General features: G+C 69.8%; 11 protein-coding genes. 2 read left to right on the forward strand and 9 right to left on the reverse strand.

The window, feature by feature from the left end; genetic code table 11:
* Nucleotides 1-133 precede the first annotated feature (133 nt).
* From ACZ5VQ_RS18085 to ACZ5VQ_RS18125, 9 genes are all read right to left on the reverse strand, one after another.
* The gene (locus ACZ5VQ_RS18085) at nucleotides 134-1,318 is read right to left on the reverse strand and encodes a sialidase family protein (protein ID WP_469105741.1); all 1,185 of its coding nucleotides are present in this window, start codon (nucleotides 1,316-1,318) and stop codon (nucleotides 134-136) included.
* Nucleotides 1,306-1,872, reverse strand: a complete 567-nt coding sequence (locus ACZ5VQ_RS18090) for an RICIN domain-containing protein (RefSeq protein ID WP_469105742.1) — start codon at nucleotides 1,870-1,872, stop codon at nucleotides 1,306-1,308. Before ACZ5VQ_RS18090 ends, ACZ5VQ_RS18085 begins: the two co-directional genes overlap by 13 nt.
* Nucleotides 1,873-2,072: 200 nt before the next feature.
* Complete coding sequence (locus ACZ5VQ_RS18095) at nucleotides 2,073-3,092, reverse strand: AraC-like ligand-binding domain-containing protein (RefSeq protein ID WP_469105743.1); 1,020 nt, start codon at nucleotides 3,090-3,092, stop codon at nucleotides 2,073-2,075.
* A gap of 217 nt (nucleotides 3,093-3,309) precedes the next feature.
* A complete protein-coding gene (locus ACZ5VQ_RS18100; protein ID WP_469105744.1) occupies nucleotides 3,310-3,960 on the reverse strand; it encodes a class I SAM-dependent methyltransferase in 651 nt (216 codons plus the stop codon).
* A 199-nt stretch (nucleotides 3,961-4,159) separates the two neighbouring features.
* On the reverse strand, nucleotides 4,160-5,929 hold the full coding sequence (locus ACZ5VQ_RS18105; protein WP_469105745.1) for an MFS transporter: 1,770 nt from the start codon (nucleotides 5,927-5,929) through the stop codon (nucleotides 4,160-4,162).
* 279 nt (nucleotides 5,930-6,208) lie between these two features.
* The gene (locus ACZ5VQ_RS18110) at nucleotides 6,209-7,315 is read right to left on the reverse strand and encodes a hypothetical protein (protein WP_469105746.1); all 1,107 of its coding nucleotides are present in this window, start codon (nucleotides 7,313-7,315) and stop codon (nucleotides 6,209-6,211) included.
* Nucleotides 7,315-8,400, reverse strand: coding sequence for a TniB family NTP-binding protein (locus ACZ5VQ_RS18115; RefSeq protein ID WP_469105747.1), 1,086 nt, complete (start codon nucleotides 8,398-8,400; stop codon nucleotides 7,315-7,317). The genes ACZ5VQ_RS18110 and ACZ5VQ_RS18115 overlap by 1 nt, the downstream gene beginning before the upstream one ends.
* The gene (locus ACZ5VQ_RS18120) at nucleotides 8,397-10,424 is read right to left on the reverse strand and encodes a Mu transposase C-terminal domain-containing protein (protein WP_469105748.1); all 2,028 of its coding nucleotides are present in this window, start codon (nucleotides 10,422-10,424) and stop codon (nucleotides 8,397-8,399) included. The genes ACZ5VQ_RS18115 and ACZ5VQ_RS18120 overlap by 4 nt, the downstream gene beginning before the upstream one ends.
* Nucleotides 10,424-11,182 carry a TnsA-like heteromeric transposase endonuclease subunit gene (locus tag ACZ5VQ_RS18125; protein WP_469105749.1) on the reverse strand — a complete coding sequence of 253 codons (759 nt, stop codon included), beginning with the start codon at nucleotides 11,180-11,182 and terminating at the stop codon, nucleotides 10,424-10,426. The genes ACZ5VQ_RS18120 and ACZ5VQ_RS18125 overlap by 1 nt, the downstream gene beginning before the upstream one ends.
* Nucleotides 11,183-11,360: 178 nt before the next feature.
* Here ACZ5VQ_RS18125 and ACZ5VQ_RS18130 point away from each other — a divergent pair, with 178 nt between their 5' ends.
* Both ACZ5VQ_RS18130 and ACZ5VQ_RS18135 read left to right on the forward strand, forming a co-directional pair.
* Nucleotides 11,361-13,631 carry an acyl-CoA dehydrogenase gene (locus tag ACZ5VQ_RS18130; protein WP_469105750.1) on the forward strand — a complete coding sequence of 757 codons (2,271 nt, stop codon included), beginning with the start codon at nucleotides 11,361-11,363 and terminating at the stop codon, nucleotides 13,629-13,631.
* Complete coding sequence (locus ACZ5VQ_RS18135; RefSeq protein WP_469105751.1) at nucleotides 13,628-14,818, forward strand: lipid-transfer protein; 1,191 nt, start codon at nucleotides 13,628-13,630, stop codon at nucleotides 14,816-14,818. The genes ACZ5VQ_RS18130 and ACZ5VQ_RS18135 overlap by 4 nt, the downstream gene beginning before the upstream one ends.
* Nucleotides 14,819-14,851 lie beyond the last annotated feature (33 nt).

Consider the following 14,851-nt stretch of genomic DNA (forward strand, 5'->3'; position numbering starts at 1 on the left):
GTCGACGGCCAGGCCTGTGGCGCTGCCGGCGACCACACCCGTGACGGTGTCGACGACCACGCCGTGCGGGCCGGAGCGCCCCTGATCGGGGGCTCCGGCCCGCACTTGTCACGTACGGCCGTCCTGCGGATGTCTACGTGTCGGAGATGTCGAGCTTGTTCACCTTGATGCGCGAGGTGTCGTGCTCCCAGACGACGAAGAACTTGCCGGGCGCGTACTCGTCGGCCATCGGGTACCTGTCCCAGCCGGCACCGTCGCTGGTGGTCTCCGCGGCGCCGTCGGCGAAGAACTTTGCCGCTCGCCAGGAGTTGCCGGGGGTCTTGACCTTGTAGTTCAGCGCCAGTTTGTCGTCGGCGGTGTTGTAGATGGTCAGGTACCGGCCGGTGCTGTCCTTGGTGAAGTAGACCTTGGAGTCGTACCCGGGCACGTTGGTGTCCAGGGCGAAGGAGGTCCAGGACCGGCCGCCGTTGGTGCTGGTGGCCGTCAGCGCGTACTTCTGGGTTCCGCCGTTGAGGGTGTTGCGGGCGACCATGACCAGCTTGTTCGGGTCGTCCTGCGAGACGACGAGCTGCGGTTCGCCGGCCAGATAGCCCGTCGCGTTGGCCGCGGGCGTGCCCGCTGTCCAGTTCACGAGGTCCGTGGAGTACAGGGCCCCGTTCTGCCTGCCCGACGCCCAGTACGGCATGACGTGCGTTCCGTCGGCCAGTTGGACCGGACGTCCGGCGAGGGCGAGGTTCCCCAGGCCGGAGCCGGTGTTGTCGGTGGTGTCCAGGTCGAGCGGCATATTGACGGTGAAGTCCTGCCAGGTGTGCCCCTCGTCGGTGCTGCGCTTGGCGACGACGGCGTTGATCGGCAGGCCGTTGTTGCTCGCGGCGGCGGAGGTCCGGCCGAGGTACGCGAAGATCTCGTTGCCCGACTGGTACAGGACGACGTAGTGCCAGGCGTACTCGCTCGTCTCCTGCGCCAGCGTCTGCGGGCGGCTCCAGTGCGCGCCGCCGTCGGTGGTGTACGAGTACCGGATGTACCCCCGGTCCACGACACGTGCGCCGGGCTTGCTGATCACCGCGGCGGTGGTGCCCTCCCGCCAGGCGACGACCGCGTTGTTCGCACTGGTGCTGATGATGTCGGGGGTGCGCGTGCCGTCGCCCTCGGTCACCGCGTTCCGGTAGACCGTCACCTCGCCGGAGACTCCCTCGGCGGACGCGTGGTCGGGGGCGATGAGAAGAGCCCCGAGGACGGCGGCGACAAGGGCGAGGAGCGTCGCCAGGAGTGCCGGCCGCGGCCGGCGCGAGGCCTGCTGTTCCGCTACCAGAGCCATTGCTGGTCCACACTCTCCTCCGAGCAGCCCCACTGAATGGCCTTGACTCCGTCGGTCGTGGAGCTGTTGGGGATGGCCAGGCAGAGACCGGTCTTCTTGTTCTTCAGCCGGTCGAGACTCTCGCGCGTCCAGACCTGCTCGTCACCCTCGTCGCTGCACGGCCACTGGATGGGCGTGACGCCGGGCGTGGGGCTGCCGCTGGGAATGGCCAGGCACTTGTCGCTCGCCAGGTTGCGCACCAGGTAGCCGTTCGGCACGGCTTCGAATGCCCAGTACTGGCTCTCGCTGGTGCTGCAGGTCCACTGGATCATCTCGACGCCGTTGGTCGTACTGCCGCTGGGGACGGCGAGGCACTGGCCGGTCTTCTGGTTGTAGAGCCGGGCGTACACCGGCGCTTCGGCCGCCGCGGCCGCCGAGACGGTCTCGGCCGCCACGGTGGTCCCGGCAGTCTCGGCGCTCTCAGCCGCCGACGCAGTACCGGTCAGCGAGGACCCCGTCAGCACAGGCGCGCTCAGCAGGGCGACGGCCGCCGCGGCGACGGCTCGTCTTCGCACCCTGGACGTTCCTGACGCTCTGCTCCGCATCAACTGCTCATCTCTTTCTTCTCGTCTCTTTCCGGGTACTCGAAAAGAGGAGGGGCGCCCTCCCCCGTGGGACGCCCCTCCTGAGGCTGCGCAGCCTTCCCCCGCATCAGAATGTCTGTCACTCCTGGGGCTGTCGTTAGGGATGAGTCCACAGTTCCTGCGCTCTGCGTCTACTCCGTCTGCTCCGGCGGGGAGAGCGCCTGGAGCCGGAACTCCTTGGGCGTGAGCCCGTACGTGGTGCGAAAGGCGCGGGTGAAGTCGGAGGCGCGAGGAAGGCCCCAGCGGGCGGCGATGGTGTGGATGGGGACGGCGCGCAGCGCGGGGTCCGCCAGGTCGCGCCGGGCACCCTCCAGCCGCAGCCGGCGGATCCAGGCCGCGACCGTCTCGCCGTCGACGTCCTCGTCCTCGCCCGGCGCCTGTTCCTGGAAGAGCCGGTGCAGATAGCTGACGGAGATGTGATGCGCGGCGGCGATCACGGGCGGTGTGAGCCCCGGGTCGCGCACGTTCTGCCGGATGAACGCCCGTATGCGCGTGGTCATGGCCCGGTGGCGGGTCTCCGGCGGCAGGGCGTCCTCCACGTCGAGCACGTGGGCGAACCAGGCCGACAGCAGGTCGAGCAGCACCGTTCCCAGGCGCGGTGCGTCGGACGGCCGGAGGGAGGCGGACTGCCGGTCCAGGCCGATGAGGAACTCCGTCAGCAGCGAGCCGGTCCCCTCCCGCCCCGACAGCCGCCTGCCCAGCAGCTCCCGGACCCGGTCCGGCGACAGGGGCAGCAGTGACTTGGGGAAGTCCACGGCCACACCCGTGATCAGTTGGCGGCCCCCGCCGTCCGGCGGTCGCACGTCGTACGGCTCGGAGGTGTCGGTCACCCACAGGTCGCGCGGGCCGTACAGGTCGGTCCGCCCGACATGGTCGAGCCCCATCCCGCCGCCCAGTATCAGGGACAAGTGGTACATCTCGGGGTCGCACTGCCGGATCATCTTCTCGGTGCGCAGGAAGCGCGAGGGCCGGAACGACGTCGGCCACACCATCACGGGCCCCAGCTCCAGCAGGCGCTGCTCCGCCCAGAAGTCGGTGGCGTGGTCACTGGTGATGTCGCTCGGTGCGATCGCCCGGTGGACCAGCTCACGCCAGTGGTCGAACCTGTGCTCCGCAGGCACGTCCTCGCTCCGGAACGCCGTCCCGATCATCCCGCCCCGTCTCTCCCCGGCCGTTGGGCGCGCTGCCGCCCGACTCCGCCCGTGCGGAGGGTACTTCAATCTTCATATGGTGAATTCGGGTGCCATGGAAACCGACTCGGACCGGGCATCGCGACCGCGGTCAGGTGTCGCGTGGGTGAACTTCAGGTCCTGGGCGGCGGGTGGCCCCGGCTCGGGCCGGTGGTCCCGGCTCGGGCCGTGCCCGCACTCAGATCCCCGTGCCCGTCCGCCGCAGCACCCGCAGCGAATCCGTCGCCGAGACCTCCGTGAACGCGCCCGACTCCAGCGCCCGCAGGTACACGCGATACGGCGCCTGCCCGGTGAACTCGTCCACCGGGTCGGGGAACACGTCGTGGATGAGCAGCAGCCCGCCCTCGGCGACATGGGGTGCCCAGCCCTCGTAGTCACCCGTCGCGTGCTCGTCGGTGTGGCCGCCGTCGATGAAGACGAGGCCGAGAGGGGAGTTCCAGAAGGCGGCGGTCTGCGGCGAGCGGCCGACGACGGCGACCACGTGGTCTTCCAGACCCGCCCGGTGGAGCGTACGGCGGAAGGTCGGGAGCGTGTCCATGACGCCGAGCTCCGGGTCGACCGTCGCCGGGTCGTGGTACTCCCAGCCCGGCTGCTGCTCCTCGCTGCCGCGGTGATGGTCGACGGTGACCGCCGTGACACCGGCCTCACGCGCCGCGCCGGCCAGCAGGACCGTGGAACGCCCGCAGTACGTGCCGACCTCCAGCAGGGGCAGCCCCAGCCGCCCCGCCTCGACGGCAGCCTCGTACAACGCGAGCCCTTCACCCACGGGCATGAACCCCTTGGCACCCTCGAAGGCAGCGAGAATCTCCGGCTTGGGCGCGGCGGGCATGGGGTTCCTCCAGGTCGTACGGGTGTCCGGGCGCCCCATGGTGACACCACACCCCGGCCCCCTGAGAGGGCAGGGGCGCAGCCCCGACCTCAGGGGCGCGGGGCTGCGTCGATCTGCGGCTCCGCCGCGTGGGCGCGACCGGCCCCCACCGGCCCGCAGCCTCAATCCGGCCCGCACCGCCTAGCGCTCCCGCGGAGCGCTACGCGGGGACGACGCTCGGCAGCGCGAGATCCACCTCGACCGCCCGCACCCCACCGGGATGGCTGGCACCCGAGGCGAGCGGACCATGCCCCCCGGCCGTGACGGCCAGCACATACGCACCCTCGGTGGGCACGGCGAGCGCATAGCCGCCGTCCTCCGCGGAGAGCGTCGCCCCCGCCTGCCGCCCCCGCCGGTCGATCAGCGTGACCTTGGCCCGGGCGACCGGAAGGCCGTCGGCGGTGAGGACACGGCCACGGAAACCGGCCGGAGCGGTCTGGCCGGCCGGGACCGGTTCGGGCGAGCCCTCGCCGTATTCGGCGTCCTCGCTGGACGCGACGAGATGCGGCTTCTCCGCGTTCGCCGCCGCCCGCCGCCCCGGCAGGAACGCCGCGAACACCAGCCCCAGCAGCACCGCACCCGTGGCGATCAGGAAGGACACCCGGAAGCCGTGCATCGTGGGAACAGCCACGCCACCCACCTGGTTCGCGGTGTTCGCCAGGACCATGCCGATCACGGCACTCGACACGGACGTACCGATCGAGCGCATCAACGTGTTGAGGCCGTTCGCCGCGCCGGTCTCCGACGCCGGGACGGCGCCGATGATCAGTGCGGGCAGCGAGGAGTACGCGAGACCGATGCCCGCGCCCAGGACGACGGCGATGACGATGGTCTGCCAGGCGGCGCTCATCAGGCCGAGGCCGGCGCCGTAGCCGACCGCGATGATCAGCATGCCGATCATCAGGGTGACCTTGGGGCCGTACTTGGCGGAGATACGGGCGTACACCGGCGCCGTGAACATCATCGTCAGGCCGAGCGGTGCCACGCACAGACCCGCGACGACCATGGACTGGCCGAGGCCGTAACCGGTCGATGTGGGCAACTGGAGGAGCTGGGGCAGGACGAGCGAGACCGCGTAGAAGGCGACGCCGACCATGATCGAGGCGAGGTTGGTGAAGAGCACCGCACGGCGGGCCGTGGTGCGCAGGTCGACCAGCGGAGCCTTCACGCGCAGCTCCATCACGCCCCAGAGGAGGAGGACGACGGCCGCCGCGCCGAACAGGCCGAGCGTGGTGCCGGACGTCCAGCCCCAGTCGCTGCCCTTGGTGATCGGCAGGAGGAAGAGGACGAGACCGGCGGAGAGGCCGAGCGCGCCCCAGACGTCGAAGGTGCCCTCGGCGCGCATCGGGGATTCCGGTACGAAGGCGAGGGTGAGCAGGATGGAGAGGGTGCCGAGGCCCGCGGAGCCGAAGAACAGCGCGTGCCAGTCGGCGTGCTGTGCGACCAGGGCGGCGACCGGCAGGGCCAGACCGCCGCCGACGCCGATCGAGGAGCTCATCAGGGCCATCGCCGAGCCGAGCTTCTCGCGCGGCAGCTCGTCGCGCATCAGGCCGATGCCGAGCGGGATGGCGCCCATCGCGAAGCCCTGAAGGGCACGGCCGACGATCATCACGAGCAGTTCACTGGTGAAGCCGGCTGTCAGCGAGCCCACGACCATCACGGCCAGGCTCGCGATCAGCATGCGCCGCTTGCCGAACAGGTCGCCGAGGCGCCCCATGATCGGTGTGGCCACGGCGCCCGCGAGCAGGGTCGAGGTCATCACCCAGGTGGCGTTGCTCGGCGAGGTGCCCAGCAGCTCCGGCAGGTCCTTGATGACCGGCACGAGCAGGGTCTGCATCACCGCGACAACGATGCCCGCGAAGGCCAGCACCGGAACGATTCCGCTGCCGCTGGGCCTTCGCGTGCGCGGGTCCGTCGTTGTCCGGGTCATTACGTGCTGCCTCCAGAGGCGGGAACGGGGTAGGTGCAGAGTGAACCCCGTGCGCCCAGGCAACTATTCCGTTGCTTCGAGCCGCTAACGAATTCTTGACTTTCTCATTACACGGAGAAGTGGAGGAGGGGTGGGTCGGAAGTGAGTGTCCCGTCCAGCTTCGGGTTGCGAGCGGGGCTGCGAGCGACCTGTAGTTCGCAGCCTTCGTCTGGTCGTGCTGGCTCCGGGTCGTCCAACTTCAGGTTGCGAAATCGTCGAGCTTCGGGCCGCCGGGTGAGGTCATCCGACTGGGCCGTGGTTGATGAAGTCATAGTGCCCTCCCACGGGTTGGGAGCGGAGAGACGGTGTCCGGAACGAGGACCAGGCGCGTCGGAAAACAGTGGCGAGATGGCGGTGCATGATCAGTGCTTCGCCAGCCCGGTTGGCGGGATCGAAAGTGCGGGCGTGACGTTGCTGTGCGCGTCGGGTGGCGGAGTGCAGGGACGGTTGGTGGAGATGCGGGGCGCGCGGTGGTCGCTTGTCGCCGTGGACGCGGATGGGGTCGAGCGGGGGCTTGCGGGAGTTGACGTCGGCCCAATGGCTGATGGGGTCGTGGTAGCGGTGCCGCCGGTAGTTGGGGTGCCGGAGTAGCCGGGCGACCTCGGCGTCGAAGTGGTTGCGGTCTCGGGGGCTGCCCTGGGCCTGTTGTCTCCAGTAGGGGGAGGCGAGGAGCGAGGCCAGGGCGACGGCTTCGGGATAGACGGCAGCGCAGAGGCGCGAGACCGAAAACGTCGACTCGGAGGTGCCCGGCGGGATGAGGAGGTTGGCCCTGCGGATCCAGTCATGCCATGCGTCGCCATTCTCTGTCTCTGGGAGTGACCAGAGTTGGGCGCAGATGAGGATGGCGGTGAGGACAGCGTCGTAGGTGATGGCCCAGCCGTGGCGCTGGAGGATGCGCAGATGCCGCCGTTGAGCGTGAACAACTTCCGGGAGCGCGTCGAGGGAGGTGGTGAGATCGGTGACGTCGGGCGGGCCGATCCAGATCCGGTGCCGGGTGCAGACGTAGCGGTGGTGCGGCAGTAACTGGACGACGGGACCACCGGGATGGCGGGCGGTGCAGTGGTGGCAGCCGGGCTGGTGTTCGTGCCGGAACAATTTCCAGTCGGGGGCTGGAGTGCGGAGCTCGGGGAGTGCGCCGGCGAGGTGCTGTAGCGGGCGGCCGGTGGCGGCCGAGAGCTTGTCAGGCACGATGGTGCGGACCGTGGTTCGCCGTGCGACGGGTCGGGTGAGCTGTTCCCAGAGCAGATGGAAGTCCATGCCGTGCAGGCAGGCGAGTCTGGCGACGTAGGAGGCGGTGACCTCATGCCGGGCGGGGGGCACCGAGGACGGGAGTCGGAGCGAGGCCATCAGGCCGCGCGGTTCCTGCGTTTGCGGGACTTCGTGGGGGCCGTGAGTCGTTCGGACTGTTCGGCGGCGTAGTCGATGGGGACGGCTTCGAGGAGTTCCTGCGTGATGCGTTCGCTGCTGTCTTCCATAGCCAGTACCGCGGCCCCTCGGATCAGCTGGGACAAGGTGCCGATCATGCCGCCGGTGCGGTGGTAGAGGTACTCGCCCATGCCCGCCAGCGTCCCGGGCTGGTGATGACGCAGCCGGAGCATGGACTCCAGGGTCTCGACGAGAGCCTGCCAGGCATCGCGGTCCGCTCCGGGCGTGTAAGAGAACGGGCTGGCGGGAATCACGGTGAACCGCCCGGCGATCTGGCGTCCGCGGGTCCCCGCGAACAGTCCTTGATCTTCAACGTCGATGCCCGCATAGATGAACGTGGCAGGCAGTCGCTCAGCAAAGTACTTCAGTTGGTCGGAGGCTTCGGCGCCGGTGCGGGTGGCGAGGTTGAGGTTGTGGAGTTCGTCGATCAGGACGAGGTCGACATTGGTGTGTGCGGCGGTGGTGCAGACGGAGTTGACGACGTCGGTGATGTTGGCCCGCCTGGGGAAGTCGAGGCCGAAGAAGCGGGCGAACTCCATCGCGAGCATCCGAGGTGTGGCTGCCGGTGGGACCGTTGCATAGAGGACCGGAAGCCGACCGCGTTCACGAGGGAAGCGCCTGCGGGCGGCGAGCTCATGGGCGCGTCCGAGCTGCGACAGTGCGGTGGTCTTCCCGGTGCCGGAAGCGCCACTGATGATGACGCCCCGACGGGCGGAGAACTGTCGGCGGTTGAGCTGGACCAGCAGCCGAGAGGTGGCGATCACCTTGCGGATCGTCGGAGTGTTCACCAGCGGGAGGTCGGCGTGGTAGTCCCGCCGCCGTTCGTCATCCCGCAGCCGTTCCCGGGGACTGAGCGCGGCCCGTTCGCCAGCTGACATGAGCACCGGCGGCACGGGCTCGTGCTCGACGAAGCGACGCCACCCTTCCTTTGTCGTCAACGGGCTGTCCGGTGGTGCCTCCTGGCCTTCGTTGGGTGCCGGGCTCCGGTGCGTGGTGGACCTGCTCATAGCCACCTTTCGGCTTCTGCGTGGGCATCGAAGACGCCGAACGGGACGACCGGCGCGGCTGGCTGCGGGCTGTCATTGGGTGCGGACGGATCCGCCTCGGTCTCTTGGGCAGGCGGCCGGTGGGCGGCGGCTCCCGCCCGGGTGCGGCCGGCCACCCGGGCCGTGTGCTTGTCCGGGCCGTGCTCAGCCCGGGTCAGGAGCTCGTCCAGGACGCGGGCAACCGCGGCTTCGTGGGTGTCGTCCAGTCCGGCCTCGGCGGCCAGGCGGCGTGCGTGCTGCCAGGTGAAGTCCGCGAACGGTGCGTTGACGAGTGGCAGGTGAACCCACGGAACGATGATCCAGCCGTGCCGGGTGCGTACGAACACTTGGGACAGGTCGTAGGGGTCGTAATGCACCTCCCAGAGCCCGCGTTTGGCGGTGTTTCCGGAGTGCTGGCGCCGCCAGGGGCCCAGGTCTGTGCTGTCGTAGGTGCGGTAACCGATGCGGATGCCGTAGTCGTTGACCGCTCTCCAAGCCACCGGGAGCAGTTCCAGGTAGTCCTCGCCCCGCAGCACAAGCGGAAGATAGCCGCAGGCCGTGACCAGGGAGGCGTACTTGTCGTTCGGTGACAGTGCCTTCTTGGGGCGGTAGGGATCACGGAGGCTGTCATGCGGCCTGGTCTGCCACCCGGCCAGCAGCCATTCATCCAGGAGGTCTTGGAGCTCGCAGACTGTCCAGACCGCGTGTTCTTCCACTCGCTCGCCGCGGCGGGAGACATTGGGGCCTGTGTAGGCGGCGACGTGTTGGCAGAACAGCGTGTTGATCGCGGAGAACGTGGCCTCCACGATCGCCTTGTCGGTCGGCGTGCGGGGCCTCGATCTTTGAACGGAGACCCCCAGCCGGTTGCAGGCCCGGGTGAAGGTGTCCGAGAGGAACACTTTCCCGCCGTCGATGACGATGGTGTCCGGCACGATCACCGGCTTCGCGGCGGCCTGTTCCATCCGGGTGTCCACATTCAGCAGTCGCATGTGCGGCATTCGGGAGGCGGCCATCCGTAGCGCGGCTGACCAGCCCGGCCGCATCGGCTCGGGCACCAGCATCCGCGCCAGCAACAGCGAGGCATCCACCGCTTTGGTGCCCACCGGCCGCAGCACAGCCGCGCAGATCGTGCGCGTGGCAACATCAACGGCGATGGTCAGATCCGCGCGGACCGTCTGCCCGGAGTCCAGCACCACCATCACGTCCAGCGGGGTGGAGTCGATCTGTACTTGCTCTCCAGGCCGGGCCGCGAACGTCGGGGTGAACGGGCCTTGCGGACGGTTGGCGGTCTGCCGCCGGGTGACCGCGGAGCCGAAGGTGTGCCGCCCCGTGGATAGCGCGTCGATGAGCTTGTAGAAAGTGCTCCGGCCCGGCAGCGGCACCACTCCAGGCCCGTGGGCTGCTTCGACCGCCTTGACTGCCCGGCGGATCAACCGTGAACGAGTGCCGGTCGACGAGTTCGTCTCCGCCGCGATGGCTTCCTCGACTGCCGTGATCAGCCGGGCATCCGCCCGCCCCGTCGCCTCCGAAGCCCGTGTTGCCCTCTGATCCAGCAGCCCCCAAAGGCCCTGCCGGGCGTAGGCATATCGACGGCCCTGGACGGTGCGGACACCCACCCCGAGCTCAGCCGCCTTCGAGGCATCCCGCTCGGCCAGGGAACGGGCAGCAGGGTCGTACTCAGGGCGCGGTGCAGTGCCCGGTTCCGCATTCGGTGGTAGACCGGTCTCGACCTCCAGCACGTGACGTTCCCACTCCCGAGCCGCGGCCAGTGCCGCTTCTGGCACCGTACTCAGCAACCCGAGCGGTTCGAGTTCCGGCAGAGGCTGTGTGCCGGTGACCGAGAAGTCGGGTGCGGCCATCAGATGCGAGGCCAGCACGACCATCTCGGCGCCGTCCTGTGAGCGCAGTCGCACCGATGTGCCGGACAGGGCCACCACCTGGTGGTCACCGTCGTCGTAGGTGACCCAGTCGCCCGGCCGCAGCACCGAGGAGCTTCCACGGACCATCACCGCACCCCCGGTGACATGACGGACGAGGCATGCAGCGGGATCGACATATCAATTGCCAGTTCGTGCCGCCAGAGCAGGTGGAACAGCACCGGCAGCACCGCGATGGGATCCCCGGCCGAGAAGGCCCCATCCAGCAACGGCCGCGGCTCGGCGAACACCTCCAGCAGCACGGAGCCGACCGGCACCACGTGGTGCCGCGGATGCCGGTATCCAGCCAGCCAGCGCACATTCGCAACGACGATCTGATCCGGCGCCCCGACCAGCCGGAACTCCCACCCCAGCAGATCACAAGCCGCCTTCGTTGCCTCGAACTTCGCCCAGTCCCTCGGCTTTCGCCGGTCCGCCGGACGGCAGTCGATCACGACTGCCGCACCGTCGTCCCGGCGAGCGAAGTAGTCCGGCGCATGGGAGATGCCCTTGCCCTTTTCCGAGGTCCAGAACAGCCAGAACGGCTGCGAGGACACCCCGACCACCGACGGGTCGAAGTCCAGGAGCATCACGTGATCGCGCTCCAGCCAGGACTCGTAGCCGACATGCCTGCTGACCGTCGACGACCACCACAGCCCCGGCAGGTGCCGCTGCCCCTTGTACGAGTGGAACTCGCGTACCGGCGCGGCGTCCTCGAACCGGACCGCCCACACATCCGCCAGCGGACGACGCAACTCCGACCCGCCCGGATCGATGTACGCGACCTCAAAACCATCGAACGGGGGACCCGTCACCCCACCAGCGACGGCACGTAACTTCTGGGCCATGCCGACCTAACGGTGGCCGGCTCGCAGAGTTACCTCGGACGCCGCAATGACCCTCGCAAGGTTGACCTGGACTTCGCAAGGTTCACGCGCACAGGACAGTGAGTCGGAAGCGGGCCGGAAGTGGATCCGTCGGTATCTGACCTTCCGTCAGATTGGAACGTGTTCTAGTCTGCGCCGCATGGGGATCGGGATCACGCGGGAACAGCGGGACCTGGCCGAGGCCGTACGCGGCTGGATCGCCCGGACGGTGCCACCCGAGGAAACGCGCAAGCTGCTCGACGCACCCGGTGGCCAGGGCGGACGCCCCGCCCACTGGGACGCGCTCGCCGCGCAGGGATTCCTCGCGGTGCACCTCCCGGAGGAGTGCGGAGGCGGCGGCGGGACGGTGCTCGACCTCGCCGTCGTACTGGAGGAGGCCGCGCGTGCGGCGCTCCCTGGGCCGTACGTGGCGAACGCGCTCGCCTCGCTGGTGCTCGCGAGGGCGGGCGCCACGGCCGAGGAGCTGGTACGGGACATGGCCGGGGGCGAGCGGATCGGGGCGGTCGCCCTCGGGACCGGGACGCTGACCGCCGTGGCCGACGCGGACGGGTACGGGTACGTGCTCGACGGGACGGCTCCGCCCGTACTGTCCGGCGGCGACGCGGACGTGCTGATCCTGGCGGCGTCGGTGCCCGTGTCTGTCCCGGCGTCGGCGTCGGTGCCGTTGTCGGTCTCGGCTTCGGCGCCGGGCGGGCGCACGCTGTGGCTGGCCGTGGACGCCTCGCAGCTCTCCGTCCGCGTCCACGAGAGCGCCGACCCGACGCGCGCGACCGCGGAGGTGGTGGCCACGGCGGTACGCGTCCCGCCCGAGCGCGTCCTCGACATCGACTCGGCGCTGGTGCGGGACCTCGCCGCCGCCGTGTTCGCCGCCGACGCGTGCGGGACCGCCGCGTGGGCGCTGGAGACCGCGGCCGAGTACGCGAAGGTGCGGGAGCAGTTCGGCCGGCCCATCGGGCAGTTCCAGGGGATCAAGCACCTGTGCGCCGACATGCTGGTCCGCGTAGAGCGGGCCGCTGCGCTGGCGTGGGACGCGGCCCGGGCGGTACAGGAACCCGACGACGTACGGGAGTTGGTGACCGCTCTCGCCGCCGGTGTCGCGCTCGACGCGGCCCTCACCTGCGCCAAGGACTGCGTCCAGGTGCTGGGCGGCATCGGCTTCACCTGGGAACACGACGCGCATCTCTACCTCCGACGGGCCCTGGTGGCACGGCAGTTGCTCGGCGGCGGGCATCTGCTTCGGGCGGTCGGAGCGGCGGAGAACGGGGCGAGACGCGAGCTCCGTACGGAGCTTCCCGAGGCGGAGGCCGCGCGGCACCGGGTGGCGGCCCGCTCGGTGATCGCACGCGTACGTGGCCTCGAACCAGCAGCCGTACGAAGGGAGTTGGCGCCCACCGGATACACCGCACCCCATCTGCCCCCGCCGTACGGACTCGGTGCAGGACCCGTCCAGCAGCTCGCCGTGCAGGAGGAACTGGCCGCCGCCGGAGTGCGCGTCGGCGATCTGGGGATCGCCACCTGGGTCGTACCGTCGCTCATCGCCTACGGAACCTCCGAGCAGCAGGAGCGGTATCTGCTGCCGACGCTGTGCGGGGACGTGCTGTGGTGCCAGCTCTTCTCGGAGCCCGGGGCCGGGTCCGACCTCGCCTCGCTCCGCACCCGGGCCGAGCGGACCGCGGACGGGCGCTGGCGCGTCAACGGGCAGAAGGTGTGGACGAGTTCGGCCCAGTGGGCGGACTACGGGATCCTCCTCGCCCGGACGAACCCGGACGCGCCCAGGCACAAGGGGCTCACGTACTTCGTCGTCGACATGAAGGAGACGGACGGCATCGAGATCCGTCCCCTGAAGGAGATCACCGGCGAATCGCTCTTCAACGAGGTCTACTTCGACGACGTCGTGCTGCCCGCCGACGCCGTGGTCGGTTCGGTCGACGACGGCTGGCGGGTCGCGCGCAACACCCTCGGCAACGAACGCGTCCACATGGCCGACCAGTTGACCTTCGGTACCGGCCTCGAAGCGATCGTCGCCCGCTCCGCCGGCCTCGACGACGCCGTGCGGGAACGCGTCGGCACCCTGATCGCGGAGGCCCACGCGCTGGGCTGCATCGGACTGCGTACGACCATGCGGCAGGTCTCGGGCGTCGACCCGGGCGCCGGTGCCTCCGTACGCAAGCTCGTCCAGACCGCGCACCAGCAGAAGGTCGCCGAGCTGGCACTCGAACTCCTCGGCCCGGCCGGTGCGTTGCGCGAGGGCGCCGGGGAGCGGGCCGTGCACGGATTCCTGCTCAGCCGGTGTCTGACCATCGCCGGCGGGACGACGCAGGTGCAGCTGAACGTGGTCGCGGAGCGCATCCTCGGCCTGCCGAGGGACCAGCGAGCGGAAGAGCCAGCGGAAGACCGGGGAGAGTCATGAAGGCGTATGTCGTCGGTGTGGGCATGACCAAGTTCGAGAAGCCGGAGACCCGGGACTGGCAGTACTGGGACATGGTCCGGGAGGCGGGCACGGGCGCCCTTGCCGACGCCGGGATCTCGTACGACGCCGTGGAGCAGGTGCCCGTCGGCTACTGCTTCCAGGCCTCCACGGCCGGACAACGGGCGGTGTACGAACTCGGCCTGAGCGGAGTGCCCGTCTACAACGTGAACAACAACTGCGCGACCGGCTCGACCGCGCTGATGCTCGCCCGGCAGTTAGTGGAGGGCGGCGCGAGCGACTGCGTACTGGCGGTGGGGTTCGAGAAGATGGCGCGGGGGGCGCTCGGGGGCGGGGCCGATGGCGGTGACTTCAAGACGTCACCGGTTGCGCGTCATTACGGCGTGATGGCGGCGCGGCACGGCTTCGAGATGACTCCGCCCACCGCCCAGATCTTCGGCGATGCGGCACGTGAGCACATGGAGAAGTACGGCACGACCGAGGCGCAGCTCGCGGCCGTGGGAGCCAAGAACCACCGGCACTCGGCGAGCAACCCCTACGCGCAGTTCCAGGACGTCTACTCGGTCGACGAGATCCTCGCCGCGCGTACCGTGCACGCGCCGCTGACCAAACTCCAGTGCTCGCCCACCTCGGACGGGGCCGCCGCGGCCGTCGTCGTCTCGGAGCGGTTCGTGGAGCGGCACGGGCTGGGGGAGCGGGCCGTGGAGATCGTCGCGCAGGCGATGACCACCGACACGGAGGAGTCGTTCGCGTCCGGGTCGTGCATCGACGTCGTCGGGCAGCCGATGTCACGGGCCGCCGCCCGGCAGGTGTACGAGAGGGCCGGGCTCGGCATCGAGGACGTCGACGTCGTGGAACTCCACGACTGCTTCTCCGTCAACGAACTCCTGACGTACGAGGCGCTCGGCATGTGCGAGGAGGGGGAGTCCGGGAAGCTCGTGGAGTCGGGCGCGACGACGTACGGCGGCCGTTGGGTGGTGAACCCCTCGGGCGGACTCATCTCGAAAGGGCACCCCCTGGGAGCCACCGGAATCGCCCAGGTCGCCGAACTGGTCTGGCAGTTGAGGGGCGAGGCGGCGGCCCGGCAGGTGACGGGCGCGCGCGTGGGCCTCGCGCACAACATCGGGCTCGGAGGCGCGGCGGTGGTGACCCTGCTGAGGCGGGGCTGAGCGGGGCTTCCGGGCGGGGCTGAGCGGGGCTTC

The sequence above is a fragment of the Streptomyces sp. NPDC033178 genome (assembly GCF_055577685.1).